The 26,035-nt window shown below is 65.7% G+C and carries 21 protein-coding genes; 3 read left to right on the top strand and 18 right to left on the bottom strand.

All coding sequences use genetic code 11. From position 1 onward, the window contains the following. Nucleotides 1-18: 18 nt before the first annotated feature. From AC3A6B_RS11085 to AC3A6B_RS11025, 13 genes are all read right to left on the bottom strand, one after another. The gene (locus tag AC3A6B_RS11085; RefSeq protein WP_487836763.1) at nucleotides 19-4,767 is read right to left on the bottom strand and encodes a glutamate synthase-related protein; all 4,749 of its coding nucleotides are present in this window, start codon (nucleotides 4,765-4,767) and stop codon (nucleotides 19-21) included. A 184-nt stretch (nucleotides 4,768-4,951) separates the two neighbouring features. Next, nucleotides 4,952-5,644: a transposase gene (locus AC3A6B_RS11080; protein ID WP_487836762.1), complete on the bottom strand. Its 693-nt coding sequence runs from the start codon at nucleotides 5,642-5,644 to the stop codon at nucleotides 4,952-4,954. 21 nt (nucleotides 5,645-5,665) lie between these two features. Continuing rightward, nucleotides 5,666-6,532 (bottom strand): class I SAM-dependent methyltransferase, encoded by an 867-nt coding sequence (locus AC3A6B_RS11075; protein WP_487836761.1) that lies wholly within the window; start codon nucleotides 6,530-6,532, stop codon nucleotides 5,666-5,668. Beyond that, nucleotides 6,529-7,104: a DUF1415 domain-containing protein gene (locus tag AC3A6B_RS11070; RefSeq protein ID WP_487836760.1), complete on the bottom strand. Its 576-nt coding sequence runs from the start codon at nucleotides 7,102-7,104 to the stop codon at nucleotides 6,529-6,531. The genes AC3A6B_RS11075 and AC3A6B_RS11070 overlap by 4 nt, the downstream gene beginning before the upstream one ends. Continuing rightward, the gene (locus AC3A6B_RS11065) at nucleotides 7,101-8,363 is read right to left on the bottom strand and encodes an MFS transporter (RefSeq protein WP_487836759.1); all 1,263 of its coding nucleotides are present in this window, start codon (nucleotides 8,361-8,363) and stop codon (nucleotides 7,101-7,103) included. Before AC3A6B_RS11065 ends, AC3A6B_RS11070 begins: the two co-directional genes overlap by 4 nt. Further along, nucleotides 8,360-9,490, bottom strand: coding sequence for a deoxyguanosinetriphosphate triphosphohydrolase (locus AC3A6B_RS11060; RefSeq protein WP_487836758.1), 1,131 nt, complete (start codon nucleotides 9,488-9,490; stop codon nucleotides 8,360-8,362). Before AC3A6B_RS11060 ends, AC3A6B_RS11065 begins: the two co-directional genes overlap by 4 nt. Before the next feature lie 16 nt (nucleotides 9,491-9,506). After that, nucleotides 9,507-10,607 carry a 3-dehydroquinate synthase gene (gene aroB, locus AC3A6B_RS11055; protein ID WP_487836757.1) on the bottom strand — a complete coding sequence of 367 codons (1,101 nt, stop codon included), beginning with the start codon at nucleotides 10,605-10,607 and terminating at the stop codon, nucleotides 9,507-9,509. A 36-nt stretch (nucleotides 10,608-10,643) separates the two neighbouring features. Then, entirely contained in the window at nucleotides 10,644-11,189 is a 546-nt protein-coding gene (locus tag AC3A6B_RS11050) for a shikimate kinase (RefSeq protein WP_487836756.1), read from the bottom strand. 24 nt (nucleotides 11,190-11,213) lie between these two features. Continuing rightward, nucleotides 11,214-13,364, bottom strand: a complete 2,151-nt coding sequence (locus AC3A6B_RS11045; RefSeq protein WP_487836755.1) for a type IV pilus secretin PilQ — start codon at nucleotides 13,362-13,364, stop codon at nucleotides 11,214-11,216. Beyond that, nucleotides 13,361-13,900, bottom strand: coding sequence for a pilus assembly protein PilP (locus AC3A6B_RS11040; protein ID WP_487836754.1), 540 nt, complete (start codon nucleotides 13,898-13,900; stop codon nucleotides 13,361-13,363). The genes AC3A6B_RS11045 and AC3A6B_RS11040 overlap by 4 nt, the downstream gene beginning before the upstream one ends. Further along, complete coding sequence (locus AC3A6B_RS11035; protein WP_487836753.1) at nucleotides 13,897-14,571, bottom strand: type IV pilus inner membrane component PilO; 675 nt, start codon at nucleotides 14,569-14,571, stop codon at nucleotides 13,897-13,899. The genes AC3A6B_RS11040 and AC3A6B_RS11035 overlap by 4 nt, the downstream gene beginning before the upstream one ends. An 8-nt stretch (nucleotides 14,572-14,579) precedes the next feature. Next, nucleotides 14,580-15,200, bottom strand: a complete 621-nt coding sequence (locus tag AC3A6B_RS11030; RefSeq protein WP_487836752.1) for a PilN domain-containing protein — start codon at nucleotides 15,198-15,200, stop codon at nucleotides 14,580-14,582. Then, complete coding sequence (locus tag AC3A6B_RS11025) at nucleotides 15,197-16,276, bottom strand: pilus assembly protein PilM (RefSeq protein WP_487836994.1); 1,080 nt, start codon at nucleotides 16,274-16,276, stop codon at nucleotides 15,197-15,199. Before AC3A6B_RS11025 ends, AC3A6B_RS11030 begins: the two co-directional genes overlap by 4 nt. 240 nt (nucleotides 16,277-16,516) lie before the next feature. Between AC3A6B_RS11025 and AC3A6B_RS11020 the strand changes: the two genes are divergently transcribed. Continuing rightward, nucleotides 16,517-18,925, top strand: coding sequence for a penicillin-binding protein 1A (locus tag AC3A6B_RS11020; RefSeq protein WP_487836751.1), 2,409 nt, complete (start codon nucleotides 16,517-16,519; stop codon nucleotides 18,923-18,925). A gap of 3 nt (nucleotides 18,926-18,928) precedes the next feature. On the opposite strand, the gene cyaY is transcribed toward AC3A6B_RS11020, so the two are convergent. Next, nucleotides 18,929-19,261, bottom strand: a complete 333-nt coding sequence (cyaY, locus tag AC3A6B_RS11015; RefSeq protein WP_487836750.1) for an iron donor protein CyaY — start codon at nucleotides 19,259-19,261, stop codon at nucleotides 18,929-18,931. A 12-nt stretch (nucleotides 19,262-19,273) separates the two neighbouring features. Here cyaY and lptM point away from each other — a divergent pair, with 12 nt between their 5' ends. Continuing rightward, on the top strand, nucleotides 19,274-19,492 hold the full coding sequence (lptM, locus tag AC3A6B_RS11010; protein WP_487836749.1) for an LPS translocon maturation chaperone LptM: 219 nt from the start codon (nucleotides 19,274-19,276) through the stop codon (nucleotides 19,490-19,492). After that, on the top strand, nucleotides 19,489-20,769 hold the full coding sequence (lysA, locus tag AC3A6B_RS11005) for a diaminopimelate decarboxylase (protein WP_487836748.1): 1,281 nt from the start codon (nucleotides 19,489-19,491) through the stop codon (nucleotides 20,767-20,769). Before lptM ends, lysA begins: the two co-directional genes overlap by 4 nt. Here lysA and AC3A6B_RS11000 read toward each other — a convergent pair whose 3' ends face one another. From AC3A6B_RS11000 to AC3A6B_RS10985, 4 genes are all read right to left on the bottom strand, one after another. Continuing rightward, nucleotides 20,770-21,417: a protein-methionine-sulfoxide reductase heme-binding subunit MsrQ gene (locus AC3A6B_RS11000; RefSeq protein ID WP_487836747.1), complete on the bottom strand. Its 648-nt coding sequence runs from the start codon at nucleotides 21,415-21,417 to the stop codon at nucleotides 20,770-20,772. 12 nt (nucleotides 21,418-21,429) lie between these two features. After that, the gene (gene msrP / locus AC3A6B_RS10995; RefSeq protein WP_487836746.1) at nucleotides 21,430-22,428 is read right to left on the bottom strand and encodes a protein-methionine-sulfoxide reductase catalytic subunit MsrP; all 999 of its coding nucleotides are present in this window, start codon (nucleotides 22,426-22,428) and stop codon (nucleotides 21,430-21,432) included. A gap of 89 nt (nucleotides 22,429-22,517) precedes the next feature. Next, nucleotides 22,518-23,834 carry a c-type cytochrome biogenesis protein CcsB gene (gene ccsB / locus AC3A6B_RS10990; RefSeq protein ID WP_487836745.1) on the bottom strand — a complete coding sequence of 439 codons (1,317 nt, stop codon included), beginning with the start codon at nucleotides 23,832-23,834 and terminating at the stop codon, nucleotides 22,518-22,520. Further along, nucleotides 23,831-25,969 (bottom strand): cytochrome c biogenesis protein ResB, encoded by a 2,139-nt coding sequence (locus tag AC3A6B_RS10985; protein WP_487836744.1) that lies wholly within the window; start codon nucleotides 25,967-25,969, stop codon nucleotides 23,831-23,833. The genes ccsB and AC3A6B_RS10985 overlap by 4 nt, the downstream gene beginning before the upstream one ends. Nucleotides 25,970-26,035: the final 66 nt, after the last annotated feature.

Here is a 26,035-nt window from a genome sequence, read left to right as displayed (position 1 = left end):
CTTCGTTCTCGCGGGCGCTCAGACGGCGGCCACCGGCTTGCTGCTGGCCATCGCGTGCGGCTCCATGCCGACGTGGGCGTTGTTGCCGCTGCTCGTGAGCTCGACCTGGCGGTCGTGGATCTCGGCCAGCGCGCGCTTGTACTCGTTCGGGAAGACCTTGACGAACTTGGTGCGCGAAACCGCCCAGGTATCGAGCAACTCGCGCGCGCGCTTGCTGCCGGTCCAGCGGTGGTGGTCTTCCAGCAGCTTCCTGAGCTGCGCCTCGTCGGTCTCGCCGTCGTGCCAGATCTTGCGGTGCACGCTCGCGATCTGCTCGGCCGATGTCAGCACCTTGTCGAGCGAGACCATCGAGAGGTTGCAGCGCGACGCGAACTGGCCGTCTTCGTCATAGACGAAGGCAACGCCGCCGCTCATGCCGGCCGCGAAGTTGCGCCCGGTCTTGCCGAGCACCGCGACCGTGCCGCCGGTCATGTATTCGCAGCCGTGGTCGCCGGTGCCTTCGACCACCGCGGTGGCGCCCGACAGGCGCACCGCGAAGCGCTCGCCGGCCACGCCGCACAGGTAGGCCTCGCCGGTGGTCGCGCCGTACAGCGCGGTGTTGCCGACGATGGTGTTGCGTATCGCTTCGCCGCGGAAGTCGAGGCTGGGACGCACCACCACGCGGCCGCCCGAGAGGCCCTTGCCGGTGTAGTCGTTGGCATCGCCGATCAGGTAGAGCGTGATGCCGCGCGCCAGGAAGGCGCCGAAGGACTGGCCGCCCGTGCCCTCGAGCTGGATGCGGATCGAATCGTCGGGCAGGCCTTGCGGATGCACCTTCGTCAGCGCACCCGAGAGCATGGCGCCGACCGAGCGGTTGACGTTGCGCGCCACCTCGATGAACTGCACCTTCTCGCCCTTCTCGATCGCCGGGCGCGACTTCTCGATCAGCTTGTTGTCGAGGCTCTTCGCGAGGCCGTGGTCCTGCGCCTCGACGTGGTAGCGCGGCACGTCGGCCGGCACGTTCGGCTGCGCGAACAGGCGGCTGAAGTCCAGGCCGCGGGCCTTCCAGTGCTCGATGCCCTTCCGGGTGTCGAGCAGGTCGGCGCGGCCGATCAGCTCGTCGAACTTGCGGATGCCCAGTTGCGCCATGATCTGGCGCACTTCCTCGGCAACGAAGAAGAAGTAGTTCACCACGTGCTCGGGCTTGCCGGTGAACTTCTTGCGCAGCACCGGATCCTGCGTGGCCACGCCGACCGGGCAGGTGTTGAGGTGGCACTTGCGCATCATGATGCAGCCCTCGACCACCAGCGGCGCGGTCGCGAAGCCAAACTCGTCGGCACCGAGCAGCGCTCCGATCGCGACGTCGCGGCCGGTCTTCATCTGGCCGTCGGCCTGCACGCGGATGCGGCCGCGCAGGCGGTTGAGCACCAGGGTCTGCTGGGTTTCGGCCAGGCCGATCTCCCATGGGCTGCCCGCATGCTTGATCGACGACCACGGCGAGGCGCCTGTGCCGCCGTCATGGCCCGCGATCACGACGTGGTCGCTCTTGCACTTGGCGACGCCGGCCGCGATCGTGCCGACGCCGACCTCGCTCACCAGCTTGACGCTCACGCTGGCATGCGGGGCGACGTTCTTCAAGTCGTGGATCAGCTGCGCCAAGTCCTCGATCGAGTAGATGTCGTGGTGCGGCGGCGGCGAAATGAGGCCCACGCCCGGCACCGAGTAGCGCAGCGCGCCGATGTAGTTGGAGACCTTGCCGCCCGGCAACTGGCCGCCTTCGCCGGGCTTCGCGCCCTGCGCCATCTTGATCTGCAGCTGGTCGGCCGACGAGAGGTACTCGGCGGTGACGCCGAAGCGGCCCGAGGCGACCTGCTTGATCTTCGAGCGCAGCGAGTCGCCGTCCTGCAGAGGCAGGTCGACCTCGACGTTGGCTTCGCCGATCACGCTCTTGAGCGTGTCGCCCACCTTGATCGGGATGCCCTTGAGCTCGTTGCGGTAGCGTGCCGGATCTTCACCGCCCTCGCCGGTGTTGCTCTTGCCGCCGATGCGGTTCATCGCCACGGCCAGCGTCGAATGCGCTTCGGTGCTGATCGAACCGAGCGACATCGCGCCGGTCGCGAAGCGCTTGACGATCTCGCTCGCCGGCTCGACCTCGTCCACGGAGATCGCCTTGACCGGATCGATCCTGAACTCGAACAGCCCGCGCAGCGTGAGATGACGGCGGTTCTGGTCGTTGATGAGCTGCGCGTATTCCTTGTAGGTGTTGAAGTTGTTGGCGCGCGTGCTGTGCTGCAGCTTGGCGATCGCGTCCGGTGTCCACATGTGCTCTTCCCCGCGCGTGCGCCAGGCGTACTCGCCGCCGGCGTCCAGCATGTGGGCGAGCACCGGGTCGTCGCTGAAGGCCGCCTTGTGCATGCGGATGGCTTCCTGCGCGATCTCGAACACGCCGATGCCCTCGACCCGGCTGGCGGTGCCGGTGAAGTACTTGACGATCGTTTCGCTGTTGAGGCCGATGGCTTCGAACAGCTGCGCGCCGCAGTAGCTCATGTAGGTGCTGACGCCCATCTTCGACATGATCTTGGACAGACCCTTGCCGATCGCCTTGACGTAGTTGTAGATCGCCTTCTCCGCGCTCAGGTCGCCGGACAGGTCCTCGTGCATCGCGGCCAGGGTTTCCATCGCGAGGTACGGGTGCACGGCCTCGGCGCCGTAGCCCGCCAGCACGCCGAAGTGATGCACCTCGCGCGCCGATCCGGTCTCGACCACCAGGCCGGCGGTGGTCCGCAGGCCTTCGCGCACCAGGTACTGGTGGATGGCCGACAGCGCCAGCAGCGCGGGGATCGCGATCTGGGTCGGGCTCACCGCGCGGTCGCTCACGATCAGGATGTTGTGGCCGCCCTTGATCGCATCGACCGCTTCGGCGCACAGCGACGCCAGCTTGGCCTCGACGCCCTCCTCGCCCCAGGCGAGCGGATAGGTGATGTCGAGCGTGTAGCTCTTGAATTTGCCCTGCGTGTATTTGCCGATGTCGCGCAGCTTCGCCATGTCGGCGAAGTCGAGGATCGGCTGGCTCACTTCGAGCCGCATCGGCGGGTTGACCTGGTTGATGTCGAGCAGGTTCGGCTTCGGGCCGATGAAAGACACCAGCGACATCACGATCGCTTCGCGGATCGGATCGATCGGCGGGTTCGTGACCTGCGCGAACAGCTGCTTGAAGTAGTTGTAGAGCGGCTTGTTCTTGTTGGACAGCACCGCCAGCGGGCTGTCGTTGCCCATGGAGCCGATGCCCTCTTCGCCGGCCGCCGCCATCGGGCTCATCAGGAACTTGATGTCTTCCTGCGTGTAGCCGAAGGCTTGCTGGCGATCGAGCAGCGCGACCTGGCTCACCGGCGCCTGCACGGCCTCGGCCTCGACGCTGTCGAGCTTGATGCGCAGGTTCTCGATCCACTGCTTGTAGGGCTTGCTGTTGGCGAGGGTGGCCTTGACCTCCTCGTCGTCGATCATGCGCCCCTGTTCCAGGTCGATCAGGAACATCTTGCCGGGCTGCAGGCGCCACTTGCGCACGATCTTCTGCTCGGGCACGGGCAGCACGCCGGATTCGGACGCCATGATCACCAGGTCGTCGTCGGTCACGCAGTAGCGGGAAGGCCGCAGGCCGTTGCGGTCGAGCGTGGCGCCGATCTGGCGGCCGTCGGTGAAGACGATCGAGGCCGGGCCGTCCCAGGGCTCCAGCATCGCGGCGTGGTATTCATAGAAAGCGCGGCGGCGCGTGTCCATGGTCGCGTGCTGCTCCCAGGGCTCGGGAATCATCATCATCACGGCCTGGCTGATCGGGTAGCCGGCCATCGTGAGCAGCTCGAGACAGTTGTCGAAGGTGGCGGTGTCGGACTGGTCGGCGAAGCTGATCGGGTAGAGCTTCTGCAGGTCGGCGCCCAGCACCGGGGAGGACATCACGCCTTCGCGCGCCTTCATCCAGTTGTAGTTGCCCTTGACCGTGTTGATCTCGCCGTTGTGCGCCACATAGCGGTAGGGGTGGGCCAGCGGCCACTCGGGGAAGGTGTTGGTCGAGAAGCGCTGGTGCACCAGGCCCAGGGCCGAGATGCAGCGCTTGTCCTGCAGGTCGAGATAGTAAGTGCCGACCTGGTCGGCCAGCAGCAGGCCCTTGTAGACGACCGTGCGGCTCGACATGCTCGGAACGTAGTACTCCTTGCTGTGCTTGAGCTTCAGGCGCTGGATGCTGGCGCTGGCGGTCTTGCGGATCACGTAGAGCTTGCGCTCGAGCGCGTCCTGCACGATGACGTCGTTGCCGCGGCCGATGAAGACCTGGCGCAGGAGCGGCTCCTTCTTGCGCACGGTCGGCGACATCGGCATTTCGCGATTGACCGGCACGTCGCGCCAGCCCAGCAGCACCTGGCCTTCGGCCTTGATGGCGCGCTCCATCTCCTGCTCGCAGGCTTCGCGGGAGGCGTGCTCCTTGGGTAGGAAGATCATGCCGACGCCGTACTCGCCGGGCGGCGGCAGCACGACACCCTGCTTGGCCATCTCCTCGCGATACAAAAGATCGGGCAGCTGGATCAGGATGCCGGCGCCGTCGCCCATCAGCTTGTCAGCGCCCACTGCGCCGCGATGATCCAGATTTTCGAGAATCTTCAAGCCCTGCAGCACGATGGCATGGCTCTTTTCGCCCTTGATGTGGGCCACGAAGCCCACGCCGCAGGCGTCGTGCTCGTCGGCACCGGAATAAAGGCCGTGTTGTTGGAGATACTCGATCTCGGCAGCCGTCGTCATGGCGTGCTCCTTCAGTTTTTCGCAGGGAAAAGGAGCATATTGCGTTGCACAAACAATGCCAAACACTTTATTCGGGGTCAGATTCCAATTAAATGTTGAGTTGATGACTCGGAATTTATTAAGGGACACATCAAAATTGATAGCAAGATGACCCTGCTCTTCAAACGAAGTGCCAATTTCGGGATCAATGCCGAGGGGTCGAAGGACGACCGGGCCGAGCCTTCAGCACGCGCCGAGGCGTGGCTTTTTGTAACGAATCCAGGAAGTCACGATCCCCCGCGGCCCAACCATGCAAAGTAGCTTCCGTCAGCGCCGCCTGATCGGCGGCCGGAATGCCCGCACGCACCAGATCGGCATAGGCGGCTTCGCGAGCGAACGGGGTGTTGCCCAGCGACCAATAGAGCGGATGCGGGGTCAGCAGCTTGTCGTGCCGCAGCCCGGCGTAGTGCCCATGGCTCGACCACGGATAGTCGCGCGCTTCGGCCGCGATGCCGGCGCGTACCGGATTCAGGTCGATGTAGGCCATGCAGGCCAGCAGATAGCGGTCGGTCTGGATCAGCGTGGACTTGTAGCGGCCCTCCCACAAGGTGCCGCTGCGCCCGTGCCGGTCGTTGAAGTAGCGCACGTAGCGCCGGCCGACCGCCTGCATCCACTGCGGCAGCCCATCGGCGGTCGACGGTGTGGCGAGCAGATGGAAGTGGTTGTCCATCAGCACGTAGGCATGCAAGGCGACGCCGAAGCGCACGGCGTTCTCGCCCAGCAGGCCCAGCAGCGTCTCGCGGTCGGCGCGGTCGATAAATATGGCTTGGCGGTTGTTGCCGCGCTGGATCACGTGGTGCGGCTGGTCGGCCAGCGTCAGGCGGGGCAGGCGTGCCATGGCGCGGGTTCAGCGCATCGATCAGGGCAGGCGAAAGCGCGTCGCCAGCAAGGACTCGAGCCCGAACTGGGCCAGCAGTTCTCGCAGCCGCGTCGCCGCGCTGGCTTTGCGCTGGCCGGTATGGCGCGCGATGATCAGCTCGTTCTTCATGCTGTGCTCCCAGCCGACCAGCTCCGTCACCGTGACCTGGTAGCCATTGGCCTCCAGGTAGAGGCAGCGCAGCACATTGGTGAGCTGGCTGCCGATTTCGCGCGTGTGCAGCGGATGGCGCCAGAGTTCGGCCAGAGGCGTGCGCGACAGCGCCAGCGCCTTGGTCTGCCGCAGGCAGGCGGCAATCTCGGCCTGGCAGCAGGGAACCAGCACCATGAAGCGCGCCTCTTTCGCGAGACCGAAAGCGATCGCGTCGTCGGTTGCGGTATCGCAGGCGTGCAGCGCGGTCACGATGTCGATCCGCGCCGGCAATTCCGTCGCGCCGGCGGATTCGGCCACGGTGAGATTGAGGAAGGACATGCGCTCGAAGCCGAGCCGAGCAGCAAGCGCGCGCGACTTGTCGACCAGTTCGGTCCGGGTTTCGATGCCGTACACGTGCCCACCGCCGCGCTGGTTGAAGAACAGGTCGTAGATGATGAAACCGAGGTAGGACTTGCCCGCGCCATGGTCGGCCAGCGTGGCCTGGGCGCCCTCGCCCGGCAGTTCGCACAGCAGCTTCTCGATGAACTGGAACAGGTGATAGACCTGCTTGAGCTTGCGGCGCGAATCCTGGTTGAGCCGGCCCTCGCGCGTGAGGATGTGCAGTTCCTTGAGCAGCTCGATCGATTGACCGGGGCGCAACTCGCTTTGCAGCTCGGCTTCGGCTTTCGACGCGCGGGCGACGGTCTTGCTGCTCATCGCGCCGCTCCGCCCGGACCGACATCCAGCGCATCCCACCCTGCGGCACCGAGCGCCTCGAGGGTCTGGATATTGCGACCGAAAATAGCCTCGGCTTCCGGGAAGGCCTCGACAGCGCGGCTTACGCTGTCTTCGCGCAGCAGGTGCAGCGTGGGGTACGGCGCGCGATTGGTCGCATTGCCGATGTCCTCGGCCTCCGTGCCGGCGAACTGATAGTGCGGATGGAAGCTCGCCAGCTGGAACTGGCCGCCGAAACCCGCGCGCGCCAGTCCGCGTTCGGCGCGGGCCGTGAAATCGTTGAAGTCCAGAAAGTCGGCCAAGGTATTCGGTGCGATCAAGAGTGTGGTGTCGCGTTCGGACGGGTCGCGGGCTGCAAGCTCATGCGCCTCGAGGAGCAATGCGTCGATCAGGTCGGCGTCTTCGCCGGGCAGATAGACCGCATAGTGAATCTGCCCTCGCACATGCACCGCCTTTGCGAACGGGCAGAGATTGAGCCCGATCACCGCACGCTCGAGCCAGCGTTGCGTGTCGGCCTGCGCCTGCGCTGCCGAAATTGTGGCACCGGTGTTCATGCCGTGCCCGTGCGGGGACTTGAAGGCGACAGTCGGGACACGAGGGCCATGCCCGTCAGCGAGCATGCCAAGGTCACGACCCACGTCCATTGCCAGCCCCCCATGCGGTGGGCGATCCAGGCAACAACGGGCGGCGCGATGAACTGGCCGAGCGACGATGCCTGCTGCATCATCCCCACCGTCGTCGAGACGGTGGAGGGCCCGGGCGCCAGCCGAACGGCGAGCATGAAGAGCGTGGCCGGCACCAGGCCGCCGCCGAGCGAGAACAGGCAGATTGCGAGATAGCGCAGGGCGGGCGGCAGGCTGGCGGCATCGGCGGCCTGCCCGATCTGCGCAAAGGCCGCAGCGCCGCCGAGCGCCATCACAACGAAGCCCGCACGCAGCAGTCGTTCGGGCGCGATGCCGTGCTGCAGGAAGCGGCCGCCGGCGACGTTGCCGACGATGTTCATCGCCGCCGCGAGCGCTGTCAGCGCTGCGTTCCAGGCATCCGAGACGCCGGCGTCGGTGTAGATGGCGGGCAGGAAGCCGATCACCGCCATCCATTGCGCCGAGTACACCGCGAACGCCAGCGAGAGCGTCCAGGGCCCGCCTGCATGCACGGTGTCGAGCAGTCGCCCCGACCAGTTCTCCGGCGAGGCAGCCGCAGGCGATGCGATGCGCTTCGTGTCCGCGGGCACGCCGAGCACGACCCACGCCGCCGCGGCCGCCGACACCAGCGACAGCGCCCACCACCAGCCCGGCCAGCCTGCCCACGCGATCAGCGCCGGCCCGAGCAGCAGCGCCAGGGCGACGCCGAGCGGCATGTAGGCGCCCCAAAGGCCCATCGCAGCCTTCTCGGTGCTCGGTTGCGACATGGCACGGATCAGTCCAGGCCCCGGCATCACCACCAGGAGGAAGCCGACGCCTTCGAGCGCGCGCAGTACCAGCAGCAGGTGAACGGCCTTCGCCCCGCCCTCGCCCGAGCTCCCGACCAGCCCGCCGAGCACGCTGGCGCCGCTGATCACGGCCAGGCCCGCGAGCATGCTGCGGCGCAGGCCGATCGTGTCCGCCGCAAGGCCGACCACGAGGCCGAGGGTCATGCCGGCGACCTGCACCAAGGACAGCAGAAAGCCCGCTTCCACCAGGCCGATGCCCAGAGAGGCCTGCAAGGCCGGGACGGCCGGCGCCAGCTTGCCGAGATGCAAGGCGGCCGCGACGCCCGCGACGACCACGGCCAGTGCGGCGACCGGAATACGCGCATGCGCCTTGCCGCTGCTCATTCGGTCCACCGCCGTCCCGTGAGGCGCTCGTGTTCCCGCATCGCGAAGCGATCGGTCATGCCGGCGATGTAGTCCGCCACCGCGCGATGCCGGTCGATGCGCTCTGTATAGGAGGCCGGCATCTCTTCGGCGCGCGCCAGGTAGGCGGCGAACAGCTCGCGCACGACCTGCTGCGCCCGGTCGGTGGTCTGCGTGACGCGCGGGTGCCGATAGAGATTGCGAAAAAGGAACTGCTTGAGCTCGATGGATTGCGCGCGCATGGCGTCGCCGAACAGCACCAGCGGACCGGCCCCGCGCGCCGCATCGGCATCGGCCGGCGCGGCCGCCTCGAGCGCGGCGCGGGTTGCATCGATCACGTCATAGACCTGCGCGCTCAGCATGCGCCGGATCGCCTCATAGAGGACGCGCCTTCCCTGCAATTGCGGATACTCTGCCAACGCTTCGCGACGGTAGCGGTCGAACAGGCCGACCTCGCTCACGCGCTCGATGCTGATCAGCCCCGATCTGACGCCGTCGTCGATGTCGTGGGCGTTGTAGGCGATCTCGTCGGCGAGGTTGCAGAGCTGCGCTTCGAGCGAAGGCTGCGTGCCGTCGCAGAAACGTCGCGCCACGCCGCCCGGCTCGCTCGCTTCGATGCGCTCTGCATTCGCGCGCGAGCAGTGCTTGAGGATGCCTTCGCGCGTCTCGAAGCTCAGATTGAGGCCGTCGTACTGGGGGTAGCGGTGTTCGAGTTCGTCCACCACGCGCAAGCTCTGCAGGTTGTGCTCGAAGCCGCCGTGCTCCGACATGCAGGCATTGAGCGCGTCCTGGCCCGCATGGCCGAAAGGCGTGTGGCCGAGGTCGTGCGCCAGCGCGACGGCTTCCACCAGGTCTTCGTTGAGCCGCAGCGCGCGGGCGATGGAACGGCCGAGCTGCGCAACCTCGAGTGAATGGGTCAGGCGGGTGCGAAACAGGTCGCCCTCGTGGTTCAGGAACACCTGGGTCTTGTAGACCAGGCGCCGGAATGCGGTCGAATGGACGATGCGGTCGCGGTCGCGCTGAAATGCATCGCGCGTGGGCGCAGGCGGCTCGGGGTAACGCCGCCCGCGCGAGCGCGCCGGATCGCTGGCATGGCGCACCAGGCTCATCGCCAAGGCTCCGGATTCAGGCTGCGCAGCATTGCGCCAGCACCTCGCGCACCATCGCGTCGGGAGCGCTGCGCATGACGGCCGAGCCGGGCTTGTCGATCACGACGAAGCGGATCTCGCCGGCCTCCGATTTCTTGTCGATGCGCATCAGCTCGAGATAGCGCTCCGCGCCGAGCGCCGGCGCGACCACGGGCAGGCCCGCGCGCTCGATCAAGGCCGTGAGACGCTGCACGAAGGCGTTGTCGACGCCGCCCAGCCGCTGCGACAGGTGCGCGGCCAGTACCATGCCGCAGCCGACCGCTTCGCCATGCAGCCATTGGCCGTAGCCCAAGCCCGATTCGATCGCGTGGCCGAAGGTATGGCCGAAATTGAGGATCGCCCGCAGGCCGGTTTCCCGCTCGTCCTGCCCCACCACCGCGGCCTTGATCTCGCAGCTGCGCCTGACGGCGTATGCCAATGCGGCCGGCTCTCTGGCCACCAGCGCGTCGATGTTCGACTCGATCCAGTCGAGGAAGCGCATGTCGTAGATGGGGCCGTACTTGATGACCTCGGCCAGCCCGGCGCTGAGCTCGCGCGGCGGCAGCGTGCCGAGCGTGGAGAGATCGCACAGCACGAGCTGCGGCTGGTAGAACGCGCCGATCATGTTCTTGCCGAGCGGGTGATTGATCGCGGTCTTGCCGCCCACCGACGAGTCGACCTGGGCCAGCAGGGTGGTCGGCACCTGCACGAAGGGCACGCCGCGCATATAGCTCGCGGCGGCGAAGCCGGTCATGTCGCCCACCACGCCGCCGCCGAGCGCGAAGAGCACCGTCTTGCGGTCGCAGCCGTGGCCGAGCAGCGCGTCGAAGATCAGGTTCAGCGTCTGCCAGTCCTTGTGCGCTTCGCCGTCGGGCAGCTCGAGCACGTGCACGGCGCGGAAGCGCCCGGCCAGCGTCCGGCGCAATGCGGCCGCATAGAGCGGCGCGACGGTGGTGTTGGTGACGATCAGCGCCGTGGCGGCTGCGGGTACCGCTGCAAGATGCTTCGGTTCGCCGAGCAGGTCGCTGCCGATCAGGATCGGATAACTGCGTTCGCCGAGCTGGATCTCGACGCATTCGGGGGAGGCAGACAGGCGCATGGCCCCGAGTTTAGGCGCATGCCGCAAGGGCTTGCCTCAGCCCGGCGGGTGACTCCGGGTTTCCGCGGAGACCGCGCCGGCCAATTCGAGTTGCATCACGATGATGTTCACCAGCATCGCGACCGAGGGCCTGCCGGTCTCGACCACGTCGTGGGCCGTCTCGCGATAGAGCGGGTCGCGTGCGCTGTAGAGCTCATGCAGCCGACCCAAGGGATCGGCTACCTGCAGCAGGGGGCGCTTGACGTCGTGGCGCAGCCGGCGAAACAGATCCTCGGGCGAGGATCGCAGGTAGATCACGTGAAAGTGCGTGCGCAGCTGGATCCGGTTGGCCTCCCGCAGCACGGCGCCGCCGCCGGTCGCCACAACGCCCTGGGCCGCCGCCGCGAGATCGGCGATCACGGCTTCTTCGACATTGCGGAAGCTCTCTTCGCCTTCGCGTTCGAAGTAGTCGCGGATGGAGCAGCCGACGCGCCGCTCGATCACCTCGTCGCTGTCGATGAAGGGAAGCTGCAGGCGCTGGCCGAGGCGCCGGCCCACTGCTGATTTTCCGGCGCCGGGCAAGCCGACGAGCGCGACCGCCACGCGGTGCTACGAACGCCCGCGCGTTCAGCGCGCGGCGTTGCGGTCGGTAATCATCTTCGGGGTGATAAAGACGAGCATTTCGGTCTTGTTGGCAACGCGATTGCGCGTACGGAACAGCGCCCCGACATAGGGCACTTCACCGAGCACCGGCACGCGCGATTCATCGTTGGTTTCGGTGAGCTCGAAGATACCACCGATAACCACCGTACCGCCGTTTTCGACCAGCACCTCGGTTTGCACGTGCTTGGTGTTGATCGCGAAACCGGCCGTGGTGGCCTGGCCGACCGTGTCCTTGTTGACGTCGAGCGTCAGGATGATGTTGCCCTCGGGCGTGATCTGCGGCGTGACCTCGAGCTTGAGGTTGGCCTTGCGGAACGCGATCGAGGTGGCGCCGCTGGACGTGGCGACCTGGTAGGGCAGTTCGGTGCCCTGCTCGATCAATGCCTTGGTCTGGTCCGCCGTCACCACGCGCGGGCTCGACACCACCTTGCCCTTGCCGTCGGCTTCGAGCGCGGAGATCTCGAGGTTCAGCATGCGCGAGAAGCTGGAGTTGAAGAGCGAGATCGCGAAAGTGCCCGGCGCATTGCCGTTGCCGGAAACGCCGGTCGAAGGCAGGTTCACGAAATTCGAATTGGTGAAAGTCGTGAGCGCGCTGCCCGTCGTGGTCGCCGTTGCCGGCGTGACGACCGGCATGACACCGACGTTGCCGAAGATCGGGCGGCCGCTGTTCGAGCCCACCGTGCCGCCGGCGATGCCGCCGCCGAGCCGCACGCCCAGCGATTTGCCGAAGGTGTCCGAAGCCTCGACGATGCGCGCCTCGATCAGCACCTGGCGAACCGGCACGTCGAGCTTTTGAATCAGCTCGGCGACCTGCTGGAGGCGCGAAGGAATGTCCGAAACGAAGAGCTGGTTGGTGCGCGACTCGGCGATCACGCTACCGCGCGGGCTCAGGATGCGCGTCGTCGTTCCTGAACCGCCGCCACCGCCGCTGGATGCGCCCGTGCCGGTCAGGCCCTGGGCGATAGCGATGGCCTTGGTGTAGTTCAACTGGAACGACTGGGTGCGAAGAGGCTCCAGGTTCTGGATGGCGGCCTGGGCTTCGAACTCCAGCTTTTCCTTGGCGTTGATTTCATCCTTGGGCGCAATCCACAGAACGCTGCCGTTCTTGCGCATGCCCAGGTTCTTCGCCTGCATGATGATGTCCAGCGCCTGGTCCCACGGCACATCCTTCAGGCGCAGGGTCAGCGCGCCGGTCACCGAGTCCGAGGTCACGATGTTGAAGTTCGTGAAGTCGGCAATCACCTGCAGGAGCGAGCGGATCTCGATGTTCTGGAAGTTCAGCGAGAGCTTCTCGCCGCTGTAGCCGGCGCCTTGGGTGAGCTTGGTCGGGTCGACCTTGCGCGGACGCACTTCGACGACGAACTGGTTCTCGCTCTGGTAGGCGCTGTGCTCCCAATCGCCCTTGGGCTCGATGGTCATGCGCACGCGATCGCCCGATTGCTGCGTCGTCACCAGCTGGACCGGCGTGCCGAAATCCGAAACGTCGAGGCGGCGGCGCAGGCCCTCGGGCAGGGTCGACTTGGTGAACTCGACCACCAGGTTCTTGCCTTGCTGGCGAATGTCGACGCCCACCTGGTTGTTGGCGAGGTCGACGATCACGCGGCCGGTGTTGTCCGAGCCCAGGCGGAAATCGACGTCGCGCAGAGGCAGGGTGTCCCGGTTGCGGTTCTCGGCAAAGGCCGAAGGCGTGGAGGCAACCAATGCGGCGCCAGCAACGGGCTCCAGCGAAATCAGCAAGGACTTGCCCTGGACTTCGGCCTTGTAGGCGGTCGCTTGCTTCAGGTTCAGCACCAGGCGCGTGCGCTCACCGGCCTGCACCACGTTGACGGAACGCAAGTTGCCCTGGTTGACGTCGATCGCCGAGCGGCCGATGGCATTCGTCACACCCGGGAAGTCGAGCGCGATGCGCGCCGGTGTCTGAATCGCGAAGCCGGTTGGAACGGCAGTCAGCGGTTGTGTCAGGTCGACCCGGATCACCTCCGAGCCGGATTGCATCGAACTCGTGACTGATTCGATGGCGTTCTGCGCCTGCGCGACGGCGATCGTGCCGAATGCAAACAGGCTCACGCCGGCAGCGCGCAGCCACTGCGCGAACATTGATTTCTTGGAATTCATTTCGACCTCTCTTGCAACTGCAGCGTCGCCACGCGTTCGATCCATTCACCGGCGGCGTCCTGCACGATTTCACGCAAGGCGAGTTCGGTTTCGCTGATACGGGTAATGCGCCCGTAGTTGAGTCCCAGATAGTTGCCGACGCGCACTTGGTACAGCAGCTTGTCGACCGTGACCAGGGCCACCGGCTCGCCCTTGCGGTTCATGCTTCCGACCATGGCCATCGAATCGAGCGGGAATGCTTCGAGCGCCTCCTTGCGGCGAGCCAGTTCGGGCGCGATGAGCCCCGACGTGCTCGGCTGGTTCGAGTCGCGCCGCAGCGCCTGCGTCAGCTTCTGCATATTGAAGGGCTCGAAGGCGCTGCCCTCGGTGTACGCCTGGGGCGTGAACTTCTTCGGCTCCGTGATGGGAGGCACCGTGGGCCGCACCTGCGCCCTCTGCTCCGCCATCCAGCGCTGAAGATCCTCCTGCTCCGATCCCATGCAACCGCTGAGGCCGACGGCAGCAACGCCGAGCCACAGAAAACCGAGCGTTCTCATTTCTTCTTCGCCCCCGCCGCGGCCCGTTTCTGCGCCGCCTGCTCTTCTTCGTCCAGATAGCGGAAGGTCCGCGCCGTGGCATCCAGGGTCAGAGCGCCATCCTTTTGCGGCGTCACGGACAGGTTGTTCAAGGTCACGATGCGGGAGAGATTGGCAACGTCCGCGGCAAAGGCGCCCATGTCGTGATAGCGCCCCGTCACCCGCACGGCGATCGGCAACTCGGCGTAGTAGTCCTTCACCGAAACCTGCCCCGGACGGAACAATTCGAACTGGAGGCTGCGGCCCAGGCCGGCCTGGTTGATGTCGGAAAGCAATGCGTCCATTTCCGCCTTGCTCGGCAGCTGCTTTTCGAGCAGGGTCACGTACTGCTGCACCTGCTCGCGCTGCTTCTTCAGCAACTCGAGATTGGCGGCCTGCGCGACCTTCTTCTGGTAGTCGGCCTTGAGCGTGACTTCCTTGGCCCGCTCGGCTTCGAGCTCGTCGTTCGAATTGGTGAGCCATACGAACCACAGCCCCACCAGCACCAGGGCCGTGACGGCCACGCACAAGGCGTAGCGCGGCACCGGCGGCCAGACGGACGGATCGTTCGGATTGAGCCCCCGGAACTGATCACCGAAGCGCTGCACGGCGGCAGCGATGTCGATCTTTTGGGAAGCGCGCGTTGTTGCCATGATGACGCCTATCCCTTGACTGCAGCCGATGCCGCCGTGGCCGCGCCGGCCGCGGCCTTCTGTGCATCCGTGGGCCGCTTGAGGCCGATGCGCATGGTGAAGTTCGCAACCCGCCGCTGGTCACGCGGACTCAGATTGATATTCGCGGACGTGATTTCGACCAGTTCCGGCTTGACCAGCCACGGGCTGTTGTTGCCAAGATTGCGCAGCAGTTCCGACACGCGTTCGTTGGACTGCGCCATGCCCTGAAGCGTGACCGTCTGATTGTCTTGTTTCATGCTCGTCAGATAGACACCGTCCGGAAGTTGGCGAACGAGTTCGTTGAGCAGATGCACCGGCAGATTCCGATCGCCCTGCAGGTCTTCGACCGCCTGTTGCCGCGCGCGCAGCGCTGCAATTTCGGCCTGCAAGGTCGAGATCTCCTTGATCTCCGATTCGAGCTTGGTGATCTCGGACTGCAAAAAGCTGTTCTTCTCTTGCTGGCTGGAGATCTGGGCCTGGTACCACAGGAATGCCGCACCTGCGATCAGGCAGCCGAGCACCGCCGAAGCGCCCAAGGTCGCATAAAAGGCCTCTCGCCTGCGCTTGCGCGAGGCTTCCCTGTGCGGAAGCAGATTGATCAGGATCACTGCAAAAACCTCCGCATCGCCAGGCCGCACGATGTCAGATAGGACGGCGCCTCGCGGCGCACCTTCTTCTCACGGATTCCGCTGCCGATCTCCATCCCGTCGAAGGGATTGACAAGCGAACAGGCGAATGAAGTCTGCCGCGTCACGGCGCTGGTCAGCCCCGGAAGCGACGCCGAACCGCCCGCCAGCAGCACGTAGTCGACACGGTTGTGCGGCGTGCTGGTAAAGAAGAACTGCAGTGCCCTGGCGATCTCCTGGGCAATGCTCGCGACGAAGGGCTTCAGCACACCCGACCCATAGTCGTCGGGCAAATCGCCGCTGCGCTTCTTGGCTTCCGCCTCTTCCGCAGAAAAGCCGTACTGCCGAACGATCAGCTGAGTGAGCTGGGCGCCGCCAAAAGCCTGGTCGCGGTCGTAGAGCACTTCCTGGTTGCGCAAGACCTGCATGCTCGTGGTGAACGCGCCCACCTCGAACAGCGCGACGACGGCATCACGGCCTTGTCCGGGCAACTGCTCGATGAGCCGCGCCGTCGCCAAACGCGACGCATAGGACTCGACATCGAGAATCATGGCCTTCAGGCCCGCCGCTTCGGCGAGGCCTTGGCGGTCCTGCACCTTTTCCTTGCGCGACGCGGCGATCAGGACTTCGACATCGCCAGCCGAATTCGCGCTTTGCCCGATGACGCAGAAGTCCAGGCTCACTTCGTCCAGCGAGAACGGGATGTATTGGTTGGCCTCGGACTCGACCTGAATCTCGAGTTCCTGCTCGCTCATGCCGCCCGGAAGCACGATTTTCTTGGTGATGACGGCCGAAGGCGGCAGCGCCAACGCAGCGTTTTTGGTGCGGGTGCCGCTCTTGCGGACGACGCGCCGCACCGCTTCGGCCACCTCGTCGAATTTTTCGACATTGCCGTCGGTGATCCATCCCCGCTCCAGGGGCTCGATCGCACAACGCTCCAATACCAGCTTGCCGCTGGCATCGCGGCCGAGTTCGACCAGCTTGACGCTGGACGAACTAACGTCCAACCCGAGCAGTGGCGCGGGCTGACGGCTAAACAACGATCCCAAAGCAGTCAAGTTCGATCCCATCCGTTTGTAACGATTGGAAATATTTGCGAGTGGTTGCATGCTAGCAGGAGGTGCACGGGCAACCAAGCGGCGAATCCTCACTCCACCTGGAAGCGTTGTCAAAAGGGAACGTAACAGTACGGATCTGCAACTTCGGTCACAAATGCGAGTACTTGGGTTTTATGCCCGGCGCGAGAGCCGTCCAGCGGGGTCGCCTTTTTATAATGAGCACTGACTTCCCCACCCTTCATGCCCGAAAAAACTCGCCCCAACGGGCCCGCCAGAACCCCTCCCCCCAAGCGCCCGGCCTTGCTTTCATGGCTCACGCGCATCGTGCTGTGGGGGTTGGGCATCGCTGCGGCCGGGGCGGTATCCCTGGTCTGCGTGATTGCCGTCGCGCTGGCCGTCGCCTATCCGAACCTGCCGGACATTTCCGATCTCGCCGACTATCGCCCCAAGCTGCCGTTGCGGGTTTTTTCCTCGGAAGGCATCCTGATCGGCGAGTTCGGCGAAGAGCGCCGCAACCTCACCCCGATCGCGACCATCCCCAAGGTGATGAAAGACGCCGTGCTGGCCGCAGAGGATGCGCGCTTCTACGATCATGGCGGAGTCGATTACAAGGGCTTGGTCCGCGCCGGCTTGGCCAACATGAATCGCGTCAAGAGCCAGGGGGCCTCCACCATCACCATGCAGGTGGCGCGCAATGTCTACCTGAGCTCGGAAAAAACGCTGACCCGCAAGATCTACGAGGTGCTGCTGACCTTCAAGCTCGAGCACCTGCTCTCCAAGGACCAGATTTTTGAGATCTATCTGAACCAGATCTATCTCGGCAACCGGGCCTACGGTTTCGCGGCGGCATCCGAAGCCTATTTCGGCAAGCCACTCAGGGACATCACGATCGCCCAGGCGGCGATGCTGGCCGGACTGCCGAAGGCGCCCGGCGCCAACAACCCGGTCAATAACCCTTCTCGTGCACGAGGGCGCCAGCTCTATGTGATCGACCGCATGCAGGAAGCCGGCTTTATCACGGCCGAGCAGGCCGCGGAAGCCAAGAAGGAAGAACTGCACCTGCGCGACGCCGCGGATCCGACCCGGCTGCATGCCGAATACGTGGCCGAAACCGTGCGCCAGCTGATGTACGCGCAGTACGGCGACAGCACCTACACGCGGGGCCTCAAGGTCTACACCACGCTGGTGGCCGCCGACCAGGCCGCCGCGTATCGGGCTTTGCGCAAAGGCATCATGGACTACGAGCGCCGCCAGATCTATCGCGGCCCCGAGAAGTTCGTCGACCTGCCGGCCGACCCCAAGGAACTCGACGAAGCGGTCGACGACGCCCTGGCCGATCATCCGGACAATGGCGATGTGATGTCAGCCGTGGTGCTCAGGGCCAGCGCCAAGGAAATCAACGCCGTGCGCGGCAACGGCGACACGCTGCAGATCATCGGCGACGGCCTGCGGCCAGCTCAGTCCGGGCTCTCGGACAAGGCGCCGCCCAACATCAGGATCCGTCGCGGCGCGGTGATCCGTGTCGTGAAGACCCCGAAGAACACCTGGGAGATCACCCAGCTGCCCGAGGTCGAGGGTGCCTTCATCGCGCTCGATCCGCGCGACGGCGCGGTCAAGGCCATGGTCGGCGGCTTCGACTTCGACAAGAACAAGTTCAACCACGTCACGCAGGCCTGGCGCCAGCCGGGGTCGAGCTTCAAGCCCTTCATCTACTCGGCCGCGCTCGAAAAGGGCTTCACGCCCGGCACCGTCGTCAACGATGCGCCGCTGTTCTTCGACGCCGGCACCACCGGCGGACAACCGTGGGAGCCCAAGAATTACGACGGCACCTTCGAAGGACCGATGTCGCTGCGCCGCGCGCTCGCCAAGTCGAAGAACATGGTGTCGATCCGCGTGCTGCAGTCGATCGGCACGCGCTACGCGCAGGACTGGGTCAGCAACTTCGGCTTCGAGCGCGAGAAGCATCCCGCCTACCTGCCGATGGCGCTCGGCGCCGGATCGGTCACGCCGATGCAGATGGCGACTGCCTACTCGGTGTTCGCCAATGGTGGCTACCGCGTCAATCCCTACCTCGTGACCCGCATCACCGATCACAAGGACAAGGTCCTGGTGGAGACGCAGCCCCCTCTGCTCAACGAGACCATGCGCGCGATTCCGCAGCGCAATGCGTTCATCATGGACAGCCTGTTGCAGGAAGTGGCGCGCAGCGGCACGGCCGCCAAGGCGCAAGCCACGCTGAAGCGCCCCGACCTCTACGGCAAGACCGGCACCACCAATGATTCGCTGGACGCATGGTTCGCCGGCTTCCAGCCCACGATGGCCGCGGTGGCATGGATGGGCTACGACACGCCGCGCAAGCTCGGCGATCGCGAGACCGGCGGCGGCCTGAGCCTGCCCATCTGGATCAGCTTCATGGAGACCGCGATCAAGGGCGTGCCGGTGGCCGAGCTGACGGCCACGCCGCCATCCGGCGTGGTCAACGTCGGCGGCGAGTGGTACTACGACGACTATGCGCCGGGCCGAGGCGTCTCGAGCCTGGGCGTCGAGGCCGGGCCGACGCCGCCGGTTGAAGCGATCTCCGGCGTGCCCGTCAGTCCGGCGCCGCCGCCCGAAGAGCGCAACCGCATCCTCGATCTCTTCCGCAACTGACCGTCAGCCGGCCGCGAACTGCAAGGGCTGGCCGGCTTGCGCAGTCGCTTCGCGCGACAGGTTGCCGAAGAGCTCCTCCCCGGTCTTGGTGTCGACCCATGAACGGCCGTCGTGCCGGTAGTGATAGCCGCCGGACTTGGCCGCCAGCCAGATTTCATGCAACGGCGGCTGCAGGTTGACGATCAACTGACTGCGGTTGCGAAAGGTGATCGTGATCATGCCGCCCACGCGCTGATTGTCGATATCGGCGTCGGTCGCGTCGTTGATGCGATCGCAGCTGCGCTCGATGGCAGCCAGCGCCGCTTCCGCGCGGTCCATGTACTCGGGGTCGGTCATTACAATTTCGCCATGTTGAATGTTCGTCAAATTCTAGTGAGCGCGATTGGCCTCTCGATCGTTGGGGTCGCGCTGACCGGCTGCGGCCAGAAGGGCCCGCTCTATCTTCCGACCGATCCGGCGGCAAAGAATCGCGCCACGCTGCCGGGCTTGCTGGTTCCCGAATCGTCGCGCAACGAGCCCGCCAATTCGCCCGTGCAGTCGCCGGCAACAAGCGAAGGAACCAAGTGAGCAGCGACCAGCGCCTTCCGGGGCATCCCCACATCGCACGCAAGAACGGCACGCTGCACGTCGAAGGCGCATCGCTCTCGGCCCTGGCGCGCGAGCATGGCACGCCGCTATTCATCTATTCGAAGCAATGGATGCTCGATGCGCTGGGTGCGTACCAGCGAGGCTTCGAAGGCCGCGACGCACTGGTCTGCTATGCCATCAAGGCCAACTCCTCGCTGGGCGTGCTGCGCGTCTTTGCCGAGGCGGGCTGCGGCTTCGACATCGTCTCCGGCGGCGAGCTCGCGCGCGTGCTTGCCGCGGGCGCCGACCCTGCCAAGGTGATCTTCTCCGGCGTCGGCAAGACGAAGAGCGAGATGCGGCAGGCGCTCGCGGCCGGCATCGGCTGCTTCAACGTGGAAAGCGAGGCCGAGATCGACGTGCTCAACGCCGTCGCACTCGAAGAAGGCCGGCGCGCCTCGATCAGCGTGCGCATCAATCCCAACGTCGACCCGAAGACGCATCCCTACATCTCGACCGGCCTCAAGGGCAACAAGTTCGGCGTCGCGCACGATCGCGCGGTCGCCATCTACCAACACGCTGCATCGCTCCAGGGCCTGCAGGTGGTCGGCATCGACTGCCATATCGGTTCGCAGATCACCGACGCCTCGCCCTACCTCGAAGCGCTCGAGCGGGTGCTCGACCTGGTCGAGGCGATCGAGAAGACCGGCATTGCGCTGCACCACCTCGACTTCGGCGGCGGGCTGGGCATCGACTACAACGGCGACACGCCGCCCGCGGCCGATGCGCTATGGCAGCAGCTGCTCGCGCGCCTCGATGCGCGCGGCTTCGGGCGGCGCCGGCTCATCGTCGAACCGGGTCGTTCGCTGGTCGGCAACGCCGGGGTTTGCGTGACGGAAGTGCTCTACACCAAGCCCGGCGCAGAAAAGAACTTCTGCATCGTCGATGCGGCGATGAACGATCTGCCGCGGCCGGCGATGTACCAGGCCTTCCACCGAATCGTTCCGGTGGCCGAGCGCCAGGGCGACGCCCTCAGCTACGACGTCGTGGGCCCGGTCTGCGAAAGCGGCGACTGGATCGGCCGCGACCGCGCGCTCACGGTGGAGGCCGGCGACCTGCTGGCAGTGCTTTCGGCCGGCGCCTACTCCATGGCCATGGCGAGCAACTACAACACGCGCGGCCGTGCCGCCGAAGTGCTGGTCAGCGGCGAGCGCGCCACCTTGATCCGCCGGCGCGAAAGCATCGAAGATCAGCTGCGCAGCGAACGCTTCGACGACTGATCAAGCGCTGCGCTGCACCCGTGCTGCCGGCGAGGGGCGCTGCGGCGCCCTCTTCTTGCTCACGAAGTTCCAGACGCGCCAGCTCAGCAGCACGGCGATGATCGCGGCATAGACGAACACTTCGGCAAAGTCGTTCTTGCCCGCGCGCATCCAGAAGAAGTGCAAGAGGCCCAGCCCGGCGATCACATAGACCAGCTTGTGCAAGGTCTGCCAGCGCTTCGCGCCCAGCGCCTTGATGGCCCGGTTGAACGAGGTCGCGGCCAGCGGCGTGAGCAGCACGAAGGCCGTGAAGCCCACCAGGATGAAGGGACGCTTCGCGATGTCCTTGGCGATTTCCGCGATGTCGAAGCCCATGTCGAACCAGCTGTAGCTCAACAGATGGACGACGACATACAAATAGGCGAACAAGCCCAGCATGCGGCGAAAGCGCGCCAGCGCATTGGTCTTGGCGATCACCCGCAGCGGCGTGACGGCGAGCACGATGCAGATGAAGCGCAAGGTCCAGTCGCCGGTCGAGCGGATCAGGTACTCCGCCGGATTGGCGCCCAGGCCGTCGGTGAAGGCGCCGTAGACCAGCCATGCGAAGGGCAGCAACGAGAGCACGAAGACCAGGGGCTTGGCCGCCGGGTGCATCAGAAGCTTGTTCACGATCGGCTCGGCTCAGTAGAACTTCTTGAGGTCCATGCCGGCATAGAGCTGGCCGACCTGGGGCTCGTAGCCGTTGAAGATTTGCGTCTTGTGGCGCTTCGCGAACAAGCCGCCGCCGTCGCCGATGCGCCGCTCGGTCGCTTGGCTCCAGCGCGGATGATCGACGTTCGGATTCACGTTCGAATAGAAGCCGTACTCCTGCGCCGCCGCTTTGTTCCAGGCCGTGCCGGGCTCTTTCTCGACGAAGCGGATCTTGACGATCGACTTGCCGCTCTTGAAGCCGTACTTCCAGGGCACCACGATGCGCACCGGGGCGCCGTTCTGGTTGGGCAGCACCTCGCCGTACATGCCGAAGGTCAGCAGCGTGAGCGGGTGCATCGCCTCGTCCATGCGCAGGCCTTCGGTGTAGGGCCAGTCGAGCACGCGCGAGCCGACGAAGGGCATGGTCTTGGGATCGGCCAGCGTGACGAACTCCACGTACTTGGCATTGCCCTGGGGCTCGACCTTCTTGATGAGTTCGGCCAGCGAGTAGCCGACCCACGGAATCACCATCGACCAGCCTTCGACGCAGCGCAAGCGGTAGATGCGTTCTTCCTGCGCGCTGAGCTTGATCAGGTCCTCGATGTCGTACTTGCCCGGCTTCTTGACCAGGCCTTCGACCTCGACGGTCCAGGGCCGGGTCTTGAGGGTGCCGGCATTCCTGGCCGGGTCAGCCTTGTCGGTGCCGAACTCGTAGTAGTTGTTGTAGCTCGTGGCGTCCTTGTAGTCGGTGAGCTTTTCCATGGTCTGCGCGCCCGGGACCGCCGACTTCGCGCCCTTCAGCGCCGCCAGCTTGCCTGGCGCAGCGGCCTGTGCAAGCGCATCGCGCGCGGCCCATGAGGCCATGGCCGCGCCGGCGACGCCGCTCGCCAGCAGCTTGAGCATGTCGCGCCGCCCTTCGTAGATGCTGCGGGGCGTGATCTCGCTGGAATGCGGGTGGATGAAGCCCTTGTCGCGGGAGTGAATCAACATGGATCGCCTTTCGCCTTGATGGTGTGCAGGAAGGAGTTCGTTCCCAATGCTGATTCGGTTACGCGCCGGGCGTTCACCCGGTTTCACTTTTACAAGGTGCCGTAGCTGTGCAGCCCGCTCAGGAACATGTTGACCCCCAAAAAGGCGAAGGTCGTCACCGCCAGACCGCCGAGCGCCCACCAGGCGGCCACGGTGCCCCGAAGCCCCTTGACCAGCCGCATGTGCAGCCAGGCCGCGTAATTGAGCCAGACGATCAGCGCCCAGGTTTCCTTCGGGTCCCAGCTCCAGTAGCCGCCCCAGGCGTCAGCCGCCCACAAGGCGCCGAGCACTGTGGCGATGGTGAAGAACGCGAAACCGACCGTGATCGACTTGTACATCACGTCGTCCAGCACCTCGTTGGCCGGCAGCCGTGCCGCGATGCGCTTGCGGCCCAGCAGGATGCCGGCGGCGATCAGCGCCGAGATGGCCGCATAGACAAACCAGTAGCTGCCGCCGGCTTCCTGCACGCGCTGACGGAACGCGACCGGCACGAAGCACAGCGCCACGCCCAGGAGCCACATCGGCGTGAGCTTGTACCAGCGCGTTTCCTGCGCCTGCTCCTTGATGAGGTAGGCGAAGGCCACCATCGCCGCGAGCGCGAAGGTGCCGTAGCCGATGAAATTGGCCGGCACGTGCAGCTTCATCCACCAGCTCTGCAGGGCCGGCACCAGCGGCTGGATCTCGTGGGCTTCGCGCACCAGCGTGTACCAGAGCAGGAAGCCGACCGCGGCGCTGACCACCAACATCACGAAGGCGCCCAGGGCCCGCGTGCCATAGCGCGATTCGAAGTAGAGATAGAAGGTTGCCGTCAGCCAGCAGAACAGGACGAACACTTCGTAGAGGTTGCTGACGGGGATGTGGCCGATGTCCGGCCCGAGGAGGTGGCTTTCGTACCAGCGCACCATGGAGCCGATCAGCGCCATCGTGACGGCCGCCCACGCGAGGCGCGAGCCGATGAGGTCCATGGCGTCGGCCTGCTTGGCCGCAAAGAAGCCGATCCAGTAGAACAGCGTGCTCATGAAGAAGAGCACGCTCATCCACAGGATGGCCGACTGGCTGGACAGGAAGTACTTGAGCCAGAACACCGTGTCGGCACGCGCCAGGTCGCCCTGGTAGGAGACGATGCCCAACAGCGCGGCTGCCGTCACCACGAGCGCCAGCACGCGCAGCGGCCGCCAGAACCAGCCGAGCCAGATGGCAGCCGGCATCGCCGCCAGCAGGATGACCTTTTCGTAGATGTCCATCGCGCCGGCATAGCGCGAGAACGCGAACAGTCCGCCGGCGAGCACCAGCGCGGCGAACACCCAGTCGAAGGCGTTGCGGCGCGAAAGCCAGCCGTCGTTCAGCGTGAGGGTGGTCGTGTTCATGGCGCGGTGTCTTTCCTGATGGCGAGCAGCCTGTCTTTGAGACGCTCGAATTCGCGATCGCTGTCGATGGTCTTGCGGTTGACTGAAAAAGCCATGGTGGCCGCCGTGCCATTGGCGCTCGCATCCTTGGCGAGCCACACCCAGAGCCGGCGCTCGCGCACGTACAGCATCGCAAAAATGCCCACGATCAGCAACAGGCAGCCCAGATAGACCACGTTCTTGCCGGGCGCGCGGGCAACCTGGAACACGCTGGCTTGCACCTGCTTGAAGTCGGTCATCATCATCGCCACCGGCGCGGGATAGAAATACGCGTCGCTGATGGCGAGCACCGCCTGGGTCAGGAAGGCCTGCGACTTCTCGTCGGCCGGCAGGGCGGTCAGCCCCGCCTTCTCGCGGCTCAGGTTGAGCACCTCGAACAGCACGTCGTTGAGGATGCGCACCAGCACCGCGCCGGCGCGTTCCCGGTCGGCCTCGGGCACGTTCGCCTCCATGAACTCGGCGATCGCCTGCCAGCCGCCGGCGCTGACCGCATCGGCCTTGGCGCGCTCGGCGCCGGCGAACAGCGCCAACGCGCGGCCGGCAGAGATGCGCAGCTGCTCAGCCAGCTCGGGGCGCTTGGGATCGGCCCCGCGCACGAGATAGCGCTCGATGGCGCGCGTGCGCGTGCCGGCATCGGCCAGCGCGGCGCGCATGCGCACGAAGCTGTCCATCGAGCCCTGGTCGTCGGCGGGTACGCGCAGGTAGCGGAAGGGCTCCTCCGGCCGCTCGCGCATGCCGAGCAGGAAGACCGGCTGGCCGTCCCCGGTATCGACCGGCACCATGTAGTTCTGGTACTCGCGCGCCTGCCCCGCGGCGTCGCGCAGCTTGTAGCCGATGCTCGGGCCGATGTTGCGCAGCACCTTGGGCTTGTTGGTCTTGTTGGCCGCGCCCAGGCGCGACTCGATGCCGCTCGTCAGGTCGACCTTGCGCACGTCGGCGCCGCTGGTCATCGCGCCGCCGGCGCCCTCGCCGAAGTTCTCGACGTTGATCACGCGCAGCGCCGTGTACTCGAGCGTCAGCCGGTCGCTGCCGTTGGTGATCTCCGAGCTGTTGCCGATGATGCCTTCCACTTCGAAAGGCTTGGCTGCGGCCGCCATCGGCACCGCCTTGAGTTTCACGCTGGAGCCGCCGTCGTCGAAACTCGACTGGTAGATCTCGATGCCCTTGTAGCTGGCCGGATGGTTCACCTCGATGCGCGCCGGCACCTGGGCGCCAGTCTCGCGGTCGTGCAGCACCACCTCGCTGGCGAACAGCTTGGGCATGCCGGTCGAGTAGTAGTCGACAATGAATTTCTTGAGCTCGATCGAGAACGGAAGCTCCTGCAGCAGCACCCCGTCGGACTGGTTCAGGATCGCGACGCTGCCCTGCCCGCCTTCGGGCACCAGGATGTTGCCGCGGAAGGTCGGGTTGCCGGGCGACAGGCGATGCCGTGGTGCCACGTCCGAGATCAGGCCGCCGCCGGTGTAGACACTCTTGCCGTTGAACCAGGTCTGGGCCCGCACGATCAGGTCGCCGTCGAGCAGGCCGCCGAGGCACACCAGCACGATCGCACTGTGCGCCGCGATGTAGCCGAGCTTGTGGGCGCCGCCGGCGCGCGCGGCCACCATCCAGCCGTCGCCGTCGCGGTGCTGCAGCTTGACCTTCCAGCCACCGCCCGCCAGCAGCTGGCCGATGCGGTTGGCCGCGACGTCCGGGCTTTCGTCGAGAACCGTTTCGGCCCGCTGGCCGAAGGCCTTGAGGCTTTGCGCGCGGATGCCTTCCTTGAGCGTCCGCAAGTCCTTGAAGATGTGCGGCGTATTGCGCGCGATGCACAGCGAGGTGCTGATCACCAGAAAGGCCAGGATCAGCAGGAACCACCAGGCGCTGTAGATCGAATCGAGCCTGGCGGCGCGGAACACCTCGGCCCAGAAAGGCCCGAACTGGTTGATGTAGTTGTTGATCGGCTCATGCTGCTTGAGCACGGTGCCGATGATCGATGCGATGCAGATGACGGTGAGCAGCGCGATCGCGAAGCGCATCGACGACATGAGCTCCACCGCCGCGCGGACCGCGTGGGGGCCGTGCCGGACTCGAAGGCCGTGGGTGGAAACTGACATGAAGGGGAATCGTGGGAAAGCAAAAAGGCGGGCCATCCTCGCTGGATCGGCCCGCCTTGTTTGGGG

This window comes from Variovorax sp. Soil_C_33 (assembly GCF_057656935.1).
Note: the sequence above shows the minus strand (reverse complement) of the source record. Positions and strands in the feature narration are given on the sequence as shown.